Source organism: Chryseobacterium flavum (assembly GCF_003385595.1).
GTDB classification, from domain to species: domain Bacteria; phylum Bacteroidota; class Bacteroidia; order Flavobacteriales; family Weeksellaceae; genus Chryseobacterium; species Chryseobacterium flavum.
Genome location: NZ_QNUE01000008.1, coordinates 18,589 through 38,055, shown reverse-complemented (window position 1 = coordinate 38,055; position 19,467 = coordinate 18,589). Strand labels below are relative to the sequence as shown.

At 37.4% G+C, this 19,467-nt stretch carries 13 protein-coding genes; 9 read left to right on the top strand and 4 right to left on the bottom strand.

The window, feature by feature from the left end; all coding sequences use genetic code 11:
* Positions 1-95 precede the first annotated feature (95 nt).
* The 9 genes from DRF59_RS11575 (at position 96) to DRF59_RS11535 (ending at position 16,130) form a co-directional block, all read left to right on the top strand.
* On the top strand, positions 96-758 hold the full coding sequence (locus DRF59_RS11575; protein ID WP_115959917.1) for a succinate dehydrogenase cytochrome b subunit: 663 nt from the start codon (positions 96-98) through the stop codon (positions 756-758).
* Between the two features lie 15 nt (positions 759-773).
* Positions 774-2,786: a fumarate reductase/succinate dehydrogenase flavoprotein subunit gene (locus tag DRF59_RS11570; RefSeq protein ID WP_115959915.1), complete on the top strand. Its 2,013-nt coding sequence runs from the start codon at positions 774-776 to the stop codon at positions 2,784-2,786.
* Between the two features lie 24 nt (positions 2,787-2,810).
* Positions 2,811-3,578, top strand: coding sequence for a succinate dehydrogenase/fumarate reductase iron-sulfur subunit (locus tag DRF59_RS11565; protein WP_115959912.1), 768 nt, complete (start codon positions 2,811-2,813; stop codon positions 3,576-3,578).
* Positions 3,579-3,937: 359 nt separating this feature from the next.
* Positions 3,938-5,467, top strand: a complete 1,530-nt coding sequence (locus tag DRF59_RS11560; RefSeq protein ID WP_115959909.1) for a TlpA family protein disulfide reductase — start codon at positions 3,938-3,940, stop codon at positions 5,465-5,467.
* Positions 5,468-5,576: 109 nt separating this feature from the next.
* A complete protein-coding gene (rlmD, locus tag DRF59_RS11555; protein WP_115959906.1) occupies positions 5,577-6,983 on the top strand; it encodes a 23S rRNA (uracil(1939)-C(5))-methyltransferase RlmD in 1,407 nt (468 codons plus the stop codon).
* A gap of 73 nt (positions 6,984-7,056) precedes the next feature.
* Positions 7,057-7,533 carry a DUF6452 family protein gene (locus DRF59_RS11550; RefSeq protein ID WP_115959904.1) on the top strand — a complete coding sequence of 159 codons (477 nt, stop codon included), beginning with the start codon at positions 7,057-7,059 and terminating at the stop codon, positions 7,531-7,533.
* On the top strand, positions 7,499-8,158 hold the full coding sequence (locus DRF59_RS11545; RefSeq protein WP_115959901.1) for a DUF6048 family protein: 660 nt from the start codon (positions 7,499-7,501) through the stop codon (positions 8,156-8,158). The genes DRF59_RS11550 and DRF59_RS11545 overlap by 35 nt, the downstream gene beginning before the upstream one ends.
* A 294-nt stretch (positions 8,159-8,452) precedes the next feature.
* A complete protein-coding gene (locus tag DRF59_RS11540) occupies positions 8,453-11,428 on the top strand; it encodes a reprolysin-like metallopeptidase (RefSeq protein WP_115959898.1) in 2,976 nt (991 codons plus the stop codon).
* A 289-nt stretch (positions 11,429-11,717) separates the two neighbouring features.
* Positions 11,718-16,130, top strand: a complete 4,413-nt coding sequence (locus DRF59_RS11535) for a GEVED domain-containing protein (RefSeq protein ID WP_115959895.1) — start codon at positions 11,718-11,720, stop codon at positions 16,128-16,130.
* 87 nt (positions 16,131-16,217) lie between these two features.
* On the opposite strand, the gene coaE is transcribed toward DRF59_RS11535, so the two are convergent.
* From coaE to ruvB, 4 genes are all read right to left on the bottom strand, one after another.
* Positions 16,218-16,847: a dephospho-CoA kinase gene (gene coaE / locus DRF59_RS11530; protein ID WP_115959892.1), complete on the bottom strand. Its 630-nt coding sequence runs from the start codon at positions 16,845-16,847 to the stop codon at positions 16,218-16,220.
* A gap of 9 nt (positions 16,848-16,856) precedes the next feature.
* The gene (locus DRF59_RS11525) at positions 16,857-17,723 is read right to left on the bottom strand and encodes an MBL fold metallo-hydrolase (protein WP_115959889.1); all 867 of its coding nucleotides are present in this window, start codon (positions 17,721-17,723) and stop codon (positions 16,857-16,859) included.
* Between the two features lie 13 nt (positions 17,724-17,736).
* Positions 17,737-18,348 (bottom strand): FMN-binding negative transcriptional regulator, encoded by a 612-nt coding sequence (locus DRF59_RS11520; protein WP_115959887.1) that lies wholly within the window; start codon positions 18,346-18,348, stop codon positions 17,737-17,739.
* 93 nt (positions 18,349-18,441) lie between these two features.
* Positions 18,442-19,464, bottom strand: a complete 1,023-nt coding sequence (ruvB, locus tag DRF59_RS11515) for a Holliday junction branch migration DNA helicase RuvB (RefSeq protein WP_115959884.1) — start codon at positions 19,462-19,464, stop codon at positions 18,442-18,444.
* Positions 19,465-19,467 lie beyond the last annotated feature (3 nt).

Here is a 19,467-nt window from a genome sequence, read left to right as displayed (position 1 = left end):
TTTAGAAAGATTACAAACTGGCTAATTGTGAGATTTCTCACTTTTCGATATTGTTAACATTTCTTAATTTTGTGGAAATTCAAATTTAAACTTATATGGCAGGTTTAACGAGTTCTACGATAGGTAGAAAATACGCTATGGCATTATCAGCTATGTTTTTGCTGATTTTTCTTATACTGCATTTGACAACCAATTTGTTATCAGTTCTGAATAAGGATGCGTTCAATACAGCATCTGATTTTATGGGCTATAATCCTTTTGTGCAGTTCTTAATGCAGCCTATTCTTGGTTTTGCAGTGATTTTCCATTTTGTAATGGGATTTATACTTGAAATTAAGAATAACAAAGCACGTCCTGTAAAGTACGCTGCAAACAACGCTTCTGCTAATTCTTCATGGATGTCCAGAAATATGATTATTTCCGGGGCTGTAGTTCTAGCTTTTCTGGCGTTACACTTGTATGATTTCTGGTTCCATGAAATGAACTACAAGTATCTAGAAGGCATTGCTCCCGATGCAGAACGTTTCTGGCCGGAGCTTCATGAAAAGTTTGCTGATCTCTGGAGAGTGGTTTTATATGTGGTTTCTTTTGTTTTATTAGGACTGCATTTGGCTCACGGTTTTCAGTCTTCATTCCAGTCAATCGGTGCCAGACACCCAAAATATACTCCGGTAATCAAGGCTTTTGGAAAATGGTATTCAATCCTTATTCCTGCCGGTTTTGTTTTTATCGCAATTTTTCACTTTGTAACTCAATAATATCAATATACAAATATGAGTAAATTAGATTCAAAAATTCCTGCAGGTCCTTTAAAGGATAAATGGAAAAATCATAAAGACCATATGAACCTTGTTGCACCAAACAACAGAGATAAGATTGATATTATTGTTGTAGGTACAGGTTTGGCAGGAGGTTCTGCTGCTGCTACTTTAGCGGAACAGGGGTACAATGTAAAAGCATTCTGCTATCAGGATTCTCCAAGAAGAGCACACTCTATTGCTGCTCAGGGGGGGATTAACGCCGCTAAAAATTATCAGGGTGACGGTGACTCTACGTACAGATTATTCTATGATACTATAAAAGGTGGTGATTATAGAGCAAGAGAAGCCAATGTTTACAGATTAGCGGAAGTTTCTGCAAATATCATTGACCAGTGCGTGGCACAAGGTGTTCCTTTCGGAAGAGAATATGGAGGACAATTAGATAACCGTTCATTTGGTGGGGTTCAGGTAAAAAGAACATTCTATGCAAAAGGACAAACCGGCCAGCAGCTGTTATTAGGTGCATATTCTGCCATGAGCCGTCAGATCGGTAAAGGAAGAATCAAAATGTACAACCGTCACGAAATGATGGACCTTGTAATTGTTGACGGAAAGGCAAGAGGGATTATTGCAAGAAACCTAGTAACGGGAGAGATTGAAAGACATTCAGCTCATGCTGTCGTAATTGCGTCCGGAGGATATGGAAATGTATATTTCCTTTCTACCAATGCAATGGGATCAAACGTTTCTGCTGCATGGAAAATTCATAAGAAAGGTGCTTTCTTTGCGAACCCTTGTTATGTGCAGATTCACCCGACTTGTATTCCTGTACACGGAACACAGCAGTCTAAGCTTACTTTGATGTCTGAGTCACTGAGAAACTCAGGAAGAATCTGGGTTCCTAAAAAGATTGAAGATTCAGTAGCCATCAGAGAAGGTAAACTAAGACCGGAAAATATTAAAGAAGAAGATAGAGATTATTATCTTGAAAGAAGATACCCTGCATTCGGTAACCTTGTACCTCGAGATGTTGCTTCAAGAGCCGCTAAGGAAAGATGTGATGCAGGATTTGGAATTGAGAATAATGATACGAAGGAAGGTGTTTACCTTGATTTCTCCACGGAGATTATGAAGAAAGGTAAAGAAGCAGCTATTGAAAAACATATTCATAATCCTACAGAGCAGCAAATCTATGATCTTGGTAAGAAGTGGGTTGAGGAGAAATACGGGAACCTGTTTGTGATGTACGAGAAAATTACAGCGGATGATCCTTACAAAACTCCGATGAAGATTTATCCTGCAGTTCACTATACTATGGGAGGTGTTTGGGTAGATTATAACCTTCAGTCTACAATTCCTGGGTGTTTTGTAATTGGTGAAGCAAACTTCTCTGATCACGGAGCAAACAGGTTGGGGGCTTCTGCACTGATGCAGGGTCTTGCTGACGGATATTTTGTACTGCCTTATACAATAGCAGATTATCTTTCTGCAGACATCAGAACTGGTGCTATTCCTACAAATTCCGGAGCGTTTGATGAAGCTGAAAAAGGGATTAAAGAAAAGATTGATTTCTTCCTGAATAATAAAGGAACTCATTCTGTAGATCATTTCCATAAGAGGTTAGGACACATTATGTGGAATAAAGTAGGAATGGGAAGAACTCCTGAAGGGCTGAAAGAAGCGATCAAAGAAATAGAAGAAGTAAGAAATGACTTCTGGAAGAACGTAAAAGTTCCTGGCGAAGGAGAAGGAATGAATACTGAGCTTGAAAAAGCATTCAGAGTAGCAGACTTCCTTGAATTGGGACAACTAATGGCCATCGATGCCCTGCATAGAAATGAGTCTTGTGGAGGACACTTCCGTGAAGACCATTCAACTCCGGATGGAGAAGCGGAAAGAGATGACGTTAATTACAAATACGTCGGAGCTTGGGAATATCAGGGAGCAGATATCAACAATGAGATTCTGCATAAAGAAGAGCTGATATATGACAACATCGAGGTTAAAACTAGAAGTTACAAATAATCTCCAACCTATAAATATATAATTATGAGTGCAAAAAAAGGCTTACATCTTACGCTGAAAATTTGGAGACAAAAAAATAATAAATCTAAAGGTCAGTTTGAGACCTATAAAATATCAGATGTTTCTACAGACTCTTCATTTTTAGAGATGTTGGATATTCTAAACGAAAACTTAATTAACGAAGGAAAAGAACCTGTAGCTTTTGACCACGACTGTCGTGAGGGGATCTGTGGAATGTGTTCTCTTTACATCAATGGTAGAGCTCATGGTCCGGACACAGGTATTACCACATGCCAGCTTCATATGAGGATGTTTAAAGACGGTGAGACGATCGTTATTGAACCATGGAGAAGTGCTGCCTTCCCTGTTATTAAAGATTTAATGGTAGACAGAAGTGCATTTGACAGAGTAATGGCTGCCGGTGGTTTCGTATCTGTAAATACTTCGGGAAATACATTGGATGCCAATGCTATTCCGGTGCCTAAAGAAGATGCGGATAAAGCGATGGATGCTGCTGCCTGTATCGGATGTGGTGCTTGTGTAGCTACTTGTAAAAACGGATCAGCAATGCTGTTTGTAGGAGCTAAAGTTTCTCAGTTTGCGCTGCTTCCTCAGGGTAGGGTAGAAGCAAAGAGAAGAGTTCTGAATATGGTTAAGGCTATGGATGAAGAAGGATTCGGGAACTGTTCAAATACAGGAGCATGTGAAATAGAATGTCCTAAAGGAATTTCTCTTGAAAATATTGCAAGAATGAACAGAGAATACATGTCAGCCCTTGTTGATCAGGGATAATACATAAATTAAATTTATTTAAAAAAATACCATTTCTATAAATGGTATTTTTTTATGGCTTATTTTTAAGCCATAAGGGTATTATTCCAAAGGTATTTATATGATCTTTATTGGAATATAATTTTATTTAAAATATTTTTCTTGTTAAAGTTTGTTAACTTATTAAATATGCTTTGGTATTCTTTATTTAATAAGTCTATATTTGGTGGGTAATAGAATTGTTTTTTAATAATAAGAAAGCGGCTAAAAAATGCTGGAGATCTCTTTAATGGGAGGCTTCATAAAATTTTTAAAAAAAATAATCGGTGTGAATTAAGAAGCCTTAAAAAGCGTATTTTTGTGTAATATTAAAAATTGAAATGAAAAAATATCTTTTATTGTTTATCATCGCGGTTTTCGTGATGTCTTGTTCAAAAAAAGTAGAAGTAAAAGGAAAAATTACTGGAGGTTCACCACTAGAAAGAATTGAATTCGTAGAAGCTTCAGGAGTGGGAACCTTACCTTTGATTAATATAGGTTTAGATAAAGACGGTAACTTTTCCGGAAACTTTGAAGCTCCTAAAGATGGAATGTATGTAATTAATTATGCTAACAGGCAGAACCTTATCTATCTTGAAAGAGGACAAAATGTAAATATTTCAGGAAACGGAATGACCTTTCCAAATGAGTATGTTATTACCGGAGATGCTAAAAAGAATAATGACTTTTTACAGGCTACTCAGAAGTTCCTGGCAGAATATGCAGGTAAGGTAAACTTAAACCAACTGATGGCAGGTGATGAAGCTGCATTTTTGAAAGGAGTTCGTAAAGTAGAAGCAGATATCAATAAAAACGTTGATGAGCTGGCAAAAAAGAATAATCCAAGCAGCGGACTTGTGACATGGAAAAAGAATGATGTTAAAGTAACCATCCTGAATTTGCTTGCAAACTATGAAATGTCACATGGCCCAATGGCAGGAAACCCATCATATAAATCATCTAAAGCTTTTAAAGATTATGAAACCAAATTAGAAGATGATAAAGATGCAATGGTAAAAACAATACCGCTTTACAGACAGTACTTATTGGTTAAAATGACTCCTGATTTCCAGAAATATGCTGAAGCAAACAGTAAAGGGAAAGCAGATATTACGACTTCTGAGCTGTTTGCCCAATATCTGAAGACTAAAAAAGAAATCTCTCAGACTGCTAAAGATTATCTTTTAGCTTTTGTAATGGCGCAGGCCGACATCCATCCTACAACTCCTGCTAATAAAATTGATAAAATCAAAAAAATCATTGATACTGATATTAAGGATGCTACTATTAAAAGTGACTTGCTTAAAATGCAGGTAGCAATTACAGGATTAAAAATCGGTGAAGCAGCTCCTGAAGCTCCTTTGGTAAAACAGGATGGGAAAGCATACAAGCTTTCTGAAAACAAAGGAAAGCCTTATATGTTATTCTTTTATGCTTCATGGAATCCTTATATTAGTGAAGCGACAGTCCCTGTATTAAAAGAAGTGGTTAACTTTTATAAATCTAAAATGAACTTTGTATTTGTAAACGTTGATGATACAAAAGATCAGTTTGTTAAAACAAGCAATTCTTTATTGAAGGGGATTCAGGGAGTAAATGTATATGGAGAAAAAGGTATGGAATCAGAAATTGCTAAAAAGTACGGCGTTTACGGATTCAAATTGCCTTGTTTTGTTATCATTGATAAAGATGGTAAAATTGCCAGCAGGTCTTTCGTAAATTTAGGAGAGCCGGAACTGGTAACTGTTTTGGATAAATTAACAGGTCTTTCGGCTCCTAAAGTAGATCCGAATATGCAGCTGCAACCAGGATTACAGGTAGACCCGTCTGCCCAGCAACCGGCAAACCCACAATCGGCTCCAACGAAATAGTAAACTTTGATATAGATGAAAACCTTATCTTCGGATAAGGTTTTTTTTATTGTATTTTTGCAGAACGGAACGGAACGGTTTCAAATACAGAAAAAATAGAATTTGTAGAATGAAAAAGAAGAAAAATATTATTCTTGAAAATATTAAGCTTGTGGCTGCCGGTGCAAAAGGTGTTGCTATTGGAAGAACAGAAGAGGGTAAAACAGTACTGGTTTCAGGAGCTATTCCCGGAGATCTGGTAAATGTAAGAGTCAAAAAAGCAAAATCCAAATACTATGAAGCGGAAGCAATAGACATCTTAGAGAAATCTCCGTTCAGAACAGAGCCTAAATGTATACATTTCGGAACCTGTGGAGGATGTAAATGGCAGAATATGAGCTATGAAAAGCAGCTTGATTTTAAACAGGAAGAAGTATATAACAATATTAAAAGAATTGGAGGTATTGATGATTTTGAAACGGTACCTATCCTGGGTTCTGAAGAACAGTATTTTTATAGAAATAAGATGGAGTTTTCCTTTTCTAATGCAAGATGGCTTACTCAGTACGAAATAAGTTCTGAAGAAAATTTTGGGAGTAAAGATGCTTTAGGATTTCATATTCCCGGAATGTGGAGTAAAATTTTAGATCTTAAAGAATGTTTCCTGCAGGAAGATCCTTCTAATGCAATAAGGCTTGCAGTAAAAGAATATAGTGTTCAGAATGGTCTTGACTTTTTTGATGTAAGGAACCATGAAGGTTTCCTGAGGACTTTAATGATGAGACAGAATTCCAAAGGAGAATGGATGGTTCTTTTTCAGCTTTTCCGCGAGGAAAAGGAGAACAGAGAAAAGCTTTTCCAGTTTTTATTAGAAAAGTTTCCTCAGATTAAAACTTTGGTATACGCTATTAATCCAAAAGCTAATGATTCAATCTATGATCTGGACATTAATGTATATTCTGGTGATGGATATCTGATGGAAGAAATGGACGGATTGAAATTTAAGATCGGGCCGAAGTCATTCTTTCAAACCAATTATAAACAGGCATTGGAATTATACAGAAAGACCTTGGAATTTGCAGATTTGAAAGGAGATGAAGTAGTGTATGATCTGTATACGGGAACAGGAACAATTGCACAATATGTTGCAAGAAATGCAAAACAGGTAATTGGAATTGAATCGGTGCAGGAAGCGATAGATGCAGCAATTGAGCACGCTGAATTAAATGGACTTACCAATACAACTTTCTATTGTGGAGATATGAAAGATATTTTCAATGATGAATTCTTAGCTAATCATCCTAAAGCAGATATTCTGATCACAGATCCCCCACGAGACGGGATGCATCAGAAGGTGGTAGAGCAGATCCTGAAGCTTTCACCTGAAAAAGTAGTGTATGTAAGCTGCAACTCGGCTACACAGGCGAGAGATCTGGCATTGATGAAGGAATATTATACACTGGTTAAAATATTACCGGTAGATATGTTCCCACAGACCCATCATGTTGAAAATATTGCCTTATTGGTTAAAAAATAAATTATTTAAATTTGAATTCAGATCTTATATGAAACGCAAGTTCCATCTGATAAGATTAAAATAGAATGTACAGATGAAATATTTTAAATTTTTTATGATAACCTGCCTGATGGGAATACTTACTTCCTGTGGTGGAGATGATGACATATGTGAAAGCGGAGAAGGCACACCGAGAATAAATATCGCATTCAGGTCATTTGAAACAGGAAAGGCGATGACCCTGGATTCGTTATATGTGGCTGTAGATTACGGTACAGGAAAAGTTCAGCTTGGTGGTGTTGGAAATGTAGATTCAAGGCTTATTCCCTTAAGAGTAGATGACTCTCCTTATACGGATGTTTATTTTAGGTTAAGGGATAAAGGAGCTGAATCCAAAGTCAGGATAAAGTATACTACTAAATCTACATATGTGTCTCCCGGATGCGGAATAAAAAAAACATATGAAAATTTAAATTCAGAATTAATAACTCCAACTCCTGTTCAGGGTTTACAGGAGGGGCAAAATTATATAGAGAATGAAGACAAGACTAATCTTTACCTTCTTTTTTAGTTTATTTGGTATTTTTAACTGGGCTCAGGATAAAAAAGAAGATAAAAAGGATCATTGGAAATATGAACCGAACTTTATGGTTGGTTTTGATGTTCTTAATACCGGTACGGCTTTTTTTTCAGATAGAAAATTATACCAGGGATTTATTTCTTCAAAAATAAAAGGGAATGTACACGCTATTGCTGAAGCCGGGTTTGAGAAAAACATATATCAGAAGAATGGCTACGATGCCAAAGTAAATGGTCCTTTTGTTAAACTGGGGGCATTTTATATGTTGGCAAAAGATGCAGAAAATGAATTCAATGGATTTTATGCCGGTGGAAAAGTAGCCGGTTCATTTTATAATCAGGAGTATATGGCAATCCCGGTTCGCGGTTTTGGAGGCAGTAGTTCTTCTGTGTCTTTTCCTTCTTCATCCCAGACCTCTTTCTGGCTGGAGGGAACTATCGGGGGAAGAGTACAGCTGTTTAATTCCAATTTCTATATTGATGTAAACCTTCAGCCACGATATCTGGTATATACATCAAAACAGGAAGAGATATCTCCCATGATAATCCCCGGATTTGGAAGAAGCTCCTCCAAATTTAATATGGGATTTGCATGGAATATAGCATATAAATTTTAAAGGAGCATCTAGCTCCTTTTTATGTTTTATGGCATGATCTGATTTTAAATACCTGCTAAAATTAAAGTGGTTTTGAAATTGTTAAATTTTTAATTTTATGTAGTATTGGTGGGTTATTGTATAATAAAATCAATATTTTTTTTGAAATTGAAAATAAATAAATTTAACTTAATTTTTGTGTTTTTGTAATCAATTTTAATTTTTGTGGTAGTATTCTTTTTATTTAATATTTAAGTTTTAAATATTTATAGTATAAAATGGTTATATTTGGAAAAAAAATATAATTAACATTTTATGAAAAGACTACTTACTACTTTGATGTGTGCTTTAGTAGGAGGAACGGTGTTCGGGCAATGGACGCCGGCTTCTGGTAAGGTAGATGTCAAAAAAAGAGCAGAAGTTAAGGCTGCCCGTGTAGAATCGTATTTCAAATTGGACTTAAATCAACTGAGGACTCAATTGAAAGGAGCGCAGGAAATGGGGGCAAATGCTAAACCGGTTGTTGTTTCTATACCAACGTTAAGTGGAAGAATTGAAAAATTCAATGTATACAGTTTCCCTGTTGTTGTAAAAGAACTTGCCGATAAGTATGAGTTAGGCTCTTATATTGGGGTTTCTGTTGATGATCCTACTCATCATATCAGATTCTCGGTGGCACCAAATGATTTCCAGTCTATGTTGTTTAAGGACGGAAATTATGAATTTGTTGAACCTGTGGATAAAGCAAATGGACTATATTCTGTACATCCGAAAAGAAATAAATCCGGAGACAAGCCTTTTGTATGCAGTACTACTGAAGATCCTGCTGCTGTAAAAGAAGTTGAAAGCTTGTATAACAGTGGAAAATCATTTTCTCATAACCCGGGATCATTTAATAAAAATTCAGACAAGAAATACCGTACCATGAGATTGGTAATCTCAACTACGGGCGAATATACTACATATTTTGGAGGAGTTCCCGGAGCTTTAGCGCAAATTAACGCAACTCTTACCAGGGTTAATGGTGTTTTTGAAAAAGATTTTGCACTGCATTTAAATTTACAATCCTATCCTTCTTTGATTTATACAGATGCTAACACTGATCCTTATTCACCAGCATCACAAATGAATAACTGGAATCTTGAGTTACAGCAAAAGCTAACCGCTGTAGTAGGTAATGAAAATTATGATATAGGACATTTATTTGGGGCCAGTGGCGGCGGCGGAAACGCCGGATGTATCGGTTGTGTATGTGTGAACCCTGCTACACCTACCAGTAAAGCAAAAGGTTCTGGTTTTACTTCCCCTGCAGATGCTATTCCGATGGGAGATAACTTTGATATTGATTACGTGGCTCACGAAATGGGACACCAGTTGGGAGGAAATCATACCTTTTCACATGCAATTGAAGGGTCTGGTGTAAACGTTGAGCCTGGATCCGGATCTACTATTATGGGATATGCAGGAATAACCGGAACGACTACTGATGTACAGGAGCATTCTGATGCTTATTTTCACAGAGCCAGCATCGGTCAGATTCAAACAAACCTGATTAATAAAACTTGCGATATTGAAACTTCTGTGGCAAATAATCCACCAGTAATTGCTGCTCTTTCCAATTATACAATTCCTAAGAAAACTGCATTTGTACTGACGGCTGATGTTACGGATCCGGAGGGAGATGCAATGACCTATACCTGGGAACAAATGGACAGCGGAGCTACAAGCTCACAGACCATTAATAAAACTAATTTAGGGAATACAACGTATGGAGCATCTTTCAGATCAGTTGCGCCTTCTGATAGTCCAACAAGATATTTTCCTAAATTTTCTTCTGTACTTGCCGGAGTTTTAGATAATTCATTAGATACATGGGAATCTGTTTCACAAGTAGCCAGAAACTCTAAATTTGCTATTACTGCAAGAGATAACAGTGCGAATATATTACAACAGCAGACCAGCTCTGCACAACAAACAATAACCGTTGGTAATGACGGGCCTTTCCAGATTACCCAGAATTATCTTTTCTCTAATGCAGCTTCCAATTTGACATGGGATGTTGCTAATACATCCTCTGCACCTTATAATGTTGCAAATGTTAAGGTTGATTACTCAACAAATAATGGAACAAGCTGGACTGTTCTTTCTGCATCCACCCCTAATGATGGTTCAGAATCTTATACAATGCCGTCAGCATTGAACGGGCAGACTGTTTTAGTGAGAATTTCAGCTATTGGAAATGTCTTTTATGCCGTTAAAAAGGTTTCTGTAACTTCGCAGGTAACATGTGGCTCAGCACCAATAGGCGTTGTAGCTCAGAATATTACTCTAACCGGAGCTAATATCTCATGGAGTCCTGTTGCTGGTGCGGCATCTTATGTTGTACAATATAAATTAGCATCTGCTTCTACATGGTCTCAGGTGTCTGCTTCTACAAATTCAGCAACATTAGCCAATTTAACTGATTGTGTTCCATATCAGGTTCAGGTGGCAGCAGTTTGTTCTGGTGTGACAGGTCCTTACTCTGCTGTGACTACTTTCTCAACTGCATGTACAGCGTATTGTACATCTGCTAGTGACAGTGGACAATATAATTATATTTCTAATGTAACATTGGGAACAGTAAATAATACAACTGCAGGCTCAACCTATTCAAACTATACTACCAATACAACTTTACAACCAATATTATTAGTCAATAGTTCAAATACAATAAGTGTATCGCTTACTGTAACTCTTTCAGGAGCCAGTACTAATGCAATGGCTGCATGGATTGATTTTAATAAAAATGGTGTATTTGAAGCTAATGAGAGAGTTTTGGATATGCCAATAGAGCAATTGATAGTTGGAACTACACCTAAAACGGCAACATTTACGGTTCCGTCAACAGCTGTAACAAATTCTCCGTTAAGAATGAGAGTTGTTACTATTTTAATGAATCCGAATTATATAGGAGAGAGTATTCCGGATGACTTTGCATGTGGAGATTTCCCTAATGGTGAAGTAGAGGATTATAATGTAATAATTGCCAATAATCTTGCAACTTCAGAAACAGGAGCTCAGAATAATGGTATTCAGCTATATCCAAACCCGGTAAATGATATTTTAAATGTAACTAAAGTTTCAGATAAGGCAACTTATAAAATTTATAGTGCTGCTGGCCAATTGGTTGATAGCGGAAATATCAATAGCGGAAAAATTAATGTTTCAGCTTTAGTTAAAGGCGGATATGTAATTACTATTGATGAAAAAGGTCAGAATCAGTTCCGATCTAAGTTTATCAAAAAGTAATGTAAACCCTTAAAATATTAAATCCTCAAGTTTCTTGAGGATTTTTTTTATTTCAAATCATATAAAGCATTATTATGGAATTTTTTCAAAAAAAGATTTTAATGGATGCGTAATAATGAAAAAATTATTAGATTTGTGTAATTATTAAAATATTAGCGTATGAGGTGAAAATTATTTTTTTTATACAGATTTCTGTAAACAAGGATGTTTCAAAATATATTTGAAAACAGGAAAATAGGAAAAACCTATAATTCTTTTACTATTCTATCATTTATTAAATTTAAAAAATATGAGTGTACTTTTACTCTGTAAAATGAGCAGGCCCCGGAGGGCGCTCATAACACTGCTATGTATGGTATTCGGATTATTCCTACAGGCACAAACAATTACAATTGGTACAGGAACAAGTACTCAAAGATACCCTTTGAGCTGTTATTATGGATTTGAAAGATCCTCATCACTTTATACTGCGGCAGAATTAAATACTGCGGGAGGTGGGACCGTATTATCCTTAGCCTGGAATGTTACAGCAGCTTCAAATAATACCATGCCGGTAAAGGTGTATCTAAAGTCTGTACCAAGTACTACAACAACCCTTACGGCACAAACATGGGCTGATGCAACCAGTGGGGCTTCTCTGGTATATGATGCCAGTTTAACCAACATGCCAACGGGTTGGAATACGTTAACATTACAAAATCCTTATTATTATAATGGAACTGATAACCTGGTTGTACTGGTAGAAACCAACTACGGCGGATATGGGACGGGGCCATATACAGGAAGTGCTGTGACTTACAGTACTGCTACATCAAAGCATATGTATATTCAAGGCGATAATACCCCTCCGACAGATACGGGATACGTCTCTTCCAGCAGACCAAATATCCAGATTACTTTTGGCCCGGCACCTTCATGTGTCCCTGCGGGAATTTTATCATTGGGAGCTATTACGACTACAAGTGCTCAAGTCAATTGGGGAGCAGCCAATCCTGCGCCTGCTGGTGGATATGAAGTATATTACAGTACTTCGAATACAGCTCCTGCAGCAGGAACACCTCCTTCACAAGTTACTACAGGAACTAGTGCTAATCTTTCTCCGCTAACCCCTAATACAACTTATTATGTATGGGTAAGAGCAAAATGCAGCGGAACAAACCTGAGCTTATGGACCGGACCACTGTCTTTCTATACAGGATTCTGTACACCAACAGGAGGTACCTCCTCAACTTCTTATTACCTGAACGATGTTACCACAACGGGAGGAATTTCGAATATCAATTATACGGCTTCTTCTTATCAGGCGTATGTTAATAGTACTGCTTCGGTGGTTTCGGCAATACCTACTACTTCGGTGACTATGAATCTTGCATCTGCAGGTAATAATACTTATCACTATTATGTATGGGTAGACTGGAATAATGATATGGACTTTAACGATCCGGGAGAAACAATCATTGCAACGACCAGCTATACCGCAACTGCAACTGCAACTATTCCTATTGCGGCATCACAGGCACCTGGAAATTACAGAGTCAGAGCTGCAACAGCATATTCAGGAACACTTTCTCCTTGTGGTCCGGCACCTAACGGAAACTATGTTGATTATACATTGAATGTAATCGCTCTGCAACCTTGTGATGCTTCTCCTCCAAGTAATATTACCGTTTCAAATATCACTGCGAGTTCAGCTCTTATAAACTGGGTTCCTGCGATAGGTGCTACATATAAATTACAATACAGAAAAGTGGGAACTGCAGCATGGTCAACCATTGATATTACAACACCTCTTACAGGCAGTCAGTTAATCAGTAACCTGACTGATGCAACTCAATATGAATATCAGATTGCTACCATTTGCGGAGGCTCTCAAGGAACATTCTCACCTTTGGATGATTTTACAACACTTGCTCTTACATATTGTGATCCGAGTCCGGTGAATACAACATCTGCCGGATATATCAGTAAAGTTTTAGTGGTTCCTACGAACGCTCCTATAATGTCAAATGACTCAGGATATGATGTATATAAAGATTATACTACGGATCCATCTAAGACAGTAATCTTAGTAAGAGGACAGGGTGGTAATAAAATTACAGTTACAAAATACTGGCCGGGCAGTACATCTTCTTATGGGGTTGTAGCATGGATCGATTACAACAGAAACGGAATTTTTGAGGACAGTGAAAAAGTATTGGATACTTCGAGCAGTACAACTACTCCGGTAAACAACACCTTTACAGTTCCGACAGGTGCCGCCATCTATAGCGGACCTGAGCCTACCCGCATGCGTATTGCGATGCAGCAGTATGATGTTCCGATTGCTTGCGGTTCATTCGGAACGTATGATTATGGTGAGGTTGAAGATTATCCGGTGAGATTTATTGATCAGCAGCCTTGTTCAACGGCTCCTCCAACAAATATTACTGTTTCAAATCTTACTGCAACAAGTGCAACCTTCTCATGGGTAGCTACTACAGGTGCAACATACAACCTGAGGTATAGAACTACAAGCCCTATTGGTACCTGGGTAACAGTAAACGGTATTACAGGGAATTCCTACACTGTTCCTGGAACAGCTCCATTAACAGAACAAACTAACTATGAAGTTCAGGTTGCTACAATATGTAATGGTAATACAGGAACGTTCTCTGCATCAGTACCGTTTGTAACACCTCCATTATCTTATTGCCAGATGACAGGTAGCGGTGATAATGACCATATCTCAAATGTTACAGTTACTTCTTCTAACCAGGGGGTACCACCAATGAGTAATACTTCGGTACAAACAAGCTATATCAGTTATACAAGTGCTCAGACATTAATTACTCTGGATATTGGATCTACAGGTAACAAAATATCTGTTGCAAAAGGCTGGACAGGTGCTACAAATAATGATGCCGTTACAGCATGGCTTGACTTTAACAGAGATGGACAATTCACAGATGCGGAAAGAATTCTTATCTCTCCTGCCAATACAACTACTCCTGTAACGGGAACCTTCGATGTTCCGGCAAATGCATATCCGGGACCATTGACTACTACAATGAGAGTTGTATTAAAACGTTCCAGTGCTCCGGTAATGTGTCAGAATGCAGTTAACGGAGAAGTAGAAGACTATAGAGTGAAATTGAGACCTTGTAGTAATGCTACTCCGGGATCTCCAACAATTACGCCTACCCATAACAGTGCTACGGTTACCTGGTCAGGTGCGACAAACAATGTAAGTTATATTGTAAGATACAGAGTTCAGGGAACACCTCCTGCTGCATGGACTGAAGTATATGCTTCTACACAGCTTGGTAACATTCCGCTTGTTATTAACAATTTGACACCGGCTACAACTTATGAAATTGAAATTGCTGCAATTTGTGGAGCTACCATTGGTACGGCAACACCTATTAAAACATTTACAACGAGATGTGATCCTACACCTCCAAATGTTACGATCAGTACTATTACTCCTACTACGGCATTAATTACCTGGTCGCCGCTTGCAGCAAGTTCTTCATATACCCTGAGATGGAGAAAGGTGGGAACTACAGGATGGCCAAATGCATTGATCAGTTTACCTGCTGCTCCTGCAAATACCTATGTGCTTGGAAGTGTGGTACCATTGGAACCATATACAACGTATGAAGTACAGATTGCCAATAAGTGTAACGGAGAAACGACTCTGAATCCATATTCAAATCCAAAAGTATTTACTACAGAAAGGATTTGTGAAATTCCTCCTCCGGGATTGACCATTACCCAATTATTGCCAACAATGGCAGAGGTTAAATGGGATCCTTTCCCTGGAGCAACATATGTATTAAGATACAGAAAAGTGGGAATTCCAAGCTGGACAGAAGTTCCGACACCTGTTAATAATGTAGTTTTATCAGGATTGACAGAGCTTACTAAATATGAAATGCAGGTGGTGAATATTTGTAATGGTACACCAGGAAACTACACTCCTTTATACTATTTCACAACTCCTACCGTGATCTATTGTAAGATGGAATCTGACAATGCTGCCGGAGAACATATTGCAAAAGTTACGGTGAAGCCGAACGGAAAACCAACTATGGAAAATGAGTCCGGAGCTTCTACCTACACAGATTATACAGGAGTGACTGAGAAGTTTATTGAAATGATTCAAGGCTCAACAGATAATGAAATTATTATTGAGAAAAAATGGACCGGAACAAATTATAATGAAGGAATCGCAGTATGGATTGATTTCAACAGAAACGGAGAATTCGATATCAACGAAAGAGTCTTTACTTCCCCTCCGAATACCACAACTCCGGTTTCAGGAAAATTCAGTGTACCTGCGGATGCATTTGTAAGTATGACAGATTACAAATATGTAGTAATGAGAGTTGCTATGCAAAGAGATGGTGTTCCTGTAAGTTGTATTAACTTTGCGAACGGTGAAGTTGAGGACTATACAGTTAGAATTACTAAAAAAGGAGTTCCAAACCCTATAGATCAGACAGGAATTATGATCTATCCAAATCCGGTAAGTACGGTATTATATGTTAAAAATATTAGTAAAAGAGCTAAATATAAGATCTATAATGCTGCCGGACAAGTGCTTGCGGATGGTATTCTTCTGAACAACCAGATCAATGTAAGTAAACTGATCAACGGTGTTTATGTAATAGATATCGATGATAATGGTAATACAATCCAAAAGAAATTTATTAAAGAATAATCAATTTAAATTTCAATAAAATAAGCCTCCAGAAATGGAGGCTTATTTATAAAAAAACTCGTCAGGAAAGCTTTCCTGACGAGTTTTTCATTCAATACTAAAAACGATCTGTTCGGTCTGTTCTTTTAAGTCTTCCAGATTTGTATTGTTATAAATAATACAATCTGCGATTTTAATTTTATCTTTCTCAGGCATCTGCTTCTCCATAACAGCCTCTACTTCCCGATAGGTTTTATTGTCTCTGTCCATTACCCTTTTGATCCTGATATTATCTTCTGCAGTTACTAAAACGGACTTATAGCATTGTCTGTTCAGTTTTAGCTCAAATAATAATGCTGTTTCCTTAAAAATCAAATATTTTGTCTGTTTCCGAACCCAGTTTTCAAAGTCAATTCGAACAGCCGGATGAATAATTTCATTTAACTTTTGAAGAAGGTCTTTGTTATTAAAAACTTTATCCGCAACAAATTTCCTGTCATATAAACCATTCTCATCGTATGCCTTTTCACCCAGGAGATCTTTGATTTTAATTTTCAGATTTTCGTCATCATTGACAATTGTCTTTGCTCTGTCATCAGAGTAATAAACTGGAAATCCAAATTCTTCAATAAAACGGGCCACTGTCGTTTTTCCTGAACCTATTCCCCCGGTTAACCCAATAATCTTGGGTGATGGTTCAGGTTCTGCCTGCTGGGTTTCTGAATGTAACTCTTCCATAATTAAAAATTAATATCCAAAAACATCATTAAAGCTGAACGTTTCATCTAGTCTGACTCCTTTTTCTGTCATTTTAAGACTTGCAAGTTCATGATGAGCATCATGTTCAAAGAATAATAAATATTCGTTATCAACACATTGTTTCAGAAACTTTCCTTTTTCTTCCAATGTTAAAAGAGGCCTGGTATCGTATCCCATCACATATACCTGATTGATATGTCCTGCCGTGGGAATAAGGTCTGCTGCAAAGACAACCGTTTTTTCCTGATACTGAATTACAGGAAGCATCTGTTTTTCAGTGTGCCCGTCCACAAAAATAACGTCCATTTTAAGATCCGGAGCAAAACCATAATTTCCTGTTGTAGGAAGTGGTAGAAAATTTAATTGGCCACTTTCCTGCATCGGTATGATATTTTCCTTAAGGAAGCTTGCTTTTTCCCTTGCATTAGGTTCGGTAGCCCATTGCCAGTGATTCTCGTTCGTCCAGAAGTTAGCATTTTTAAAAGCCGGTCTGTATCCGGTTCTGTCATCGTTCCATTCTATGGCACCACCGCAGTGGTCAAAATGAAGATGAGTAAGAAATACATCAGTAATGTCTTCTTTTACAAACCCATACTTCTTTAAATTTTTATCCAGATTATCATCTCCCCAGAGCGAATAATGCCCGAAGAATTTATCATCCTGTTTATTACCCAGACCGCAGTCTATGAGGATTAATTTTTTACCATCCTCAATAAGAAGGGACCGTGTGCCAAGTTCAATTAGATTTTTTTCGTCCGCCGGATTTGTTTTTTCCCACAGACTCTTTGGGACGACGCCAAACATAGCTCCGCCGTCAAGTTTAAATTTTCCACATTGTATTGGATATAATTTCATATGTATATTTTGATTAATTCTTTATTGATTTCATTTTCTCAGCAATCTTTCTGGCATTATCATCTGATTTTTCAAGATGAGATATAATATTTTGAAAATCACTATCTTTTCTGTTTTGTGAAAGTTTTTGCTTAATGAATATTTCTGTCGGGATGACTTTAATACCAAAAGCTCCCTTCATTTCTTTTTCTACAAATTCATTTCCCATATCCTTTACAAGCATAGGACACTTTTGAGTTTTCTCATATTTGGAAGTTAATTTCTCTAAATGAACATACAGTTCATCATGATTCATTAATTGTACATTTCCATAAATTTGTAATGCTTCATAATTCCAGGTAGAAACATTGACATGATCATACCAGCTGCTGGAAACATACGTATGGGCTCCTAAAAAATCACAAAGGACTGTATCTCCGTTTTTCAGACTTTTTGCCTGTGGGTTTGCTCTGGAAAGATGGGTTTCAAGAAAAATATTTTCCGCCTTGTCTTCATTCAGCATCATCATGGAATGCGTCGCCCTGATTTTATCTTTAGAAGAAATTAATAAAGCAAAAGAATTTTCACTGATAATTTCTTTCATCAGGTCGTAATCTTCACTCTTATATAATTTGGGTATGAACATACATTTATTTTATCTTAATCACAGTGTTCTAAAGTTAATCCGGCAATATTAAATCACAATGAAAACCAAAACTTTTAATACTTATAATTTATATTAAAACAGCTCTCCGGGATTTTTAGGTCTCGAAATATTCAGATGTCTGTATGCTTTTTCCGTAACCTCCCTTCCTCTTGGTGTTCTGATAATAAATCCTTCCTGAATTAAAAAAGGTTCATAAACTTCTTCCAGAGTTTCAGGGTTTTCTCCAATAGAAGTTGCCAAAGCCGAAATTCCAACAGGTTTGCCCTTAAAATTTTCAATCATGACACGCATAATTTTATTATCCATCTCATCCAGTCCGAATTCATCTACATTCAGAGAATTCAGCGCATACTTTGTAATATTGATTTCAATTTCACCATTTCCCTTGATTTCCGCAAAATCACGGACTCTTCTCAGTAGTGCATTGGCTATCCTTGGCGTTCCACGGCTTCTTCTTGCTATTTCAATAGAGGCATCTTCATAAATTTTCACACCCAGTACTCTGGCACTTCTCTGAATGATCATGGATAAGAGTTCAATAGAATAATATTCCAGTCTACTCTGAATTCCAAACCTGGCAAGCATTGGTTTGGTAAGCATACCACTTCTGGTCGTTGCACCTACCAGTGTAAACGGATTTAGCCCGATCTGAACACTTCTTGCGTTCGGACCTGTCTCAAGCATAATGTCTATTTTGTAATCTTCCATCGCAGAGTAGAGATATTCCTCTACCACTGGAGAGAGACGGTGAATTTCATCAATAAAAAGAACATCATTCTCTTCCAGATTTGTTAAGAGCCCGGCCAGACTTCCCGGTTTATCCAATACAGGTCCGGAGGTGATTTTACAGTTTACCCCAAGCTCATTGGCTATGATATTGGCTAAAGTTGTTTTTCCCAGACCTGGAGGACCATGTAACAGGACATGATCTAATGCCCCACCCCGTCTTTTGGCTGCGGTAACAAAAACTTCAAGATTTTCCAGAGTCTTTCTCTGTCCTGCAAAATCTTTAAAGCTCTGTGGGCGCATCTGTTCTTCCTGCATCAGCTCCTCACGTGAGTAGTTTTCCTTATCTGGATGTAAAAAATCTGGCATTAA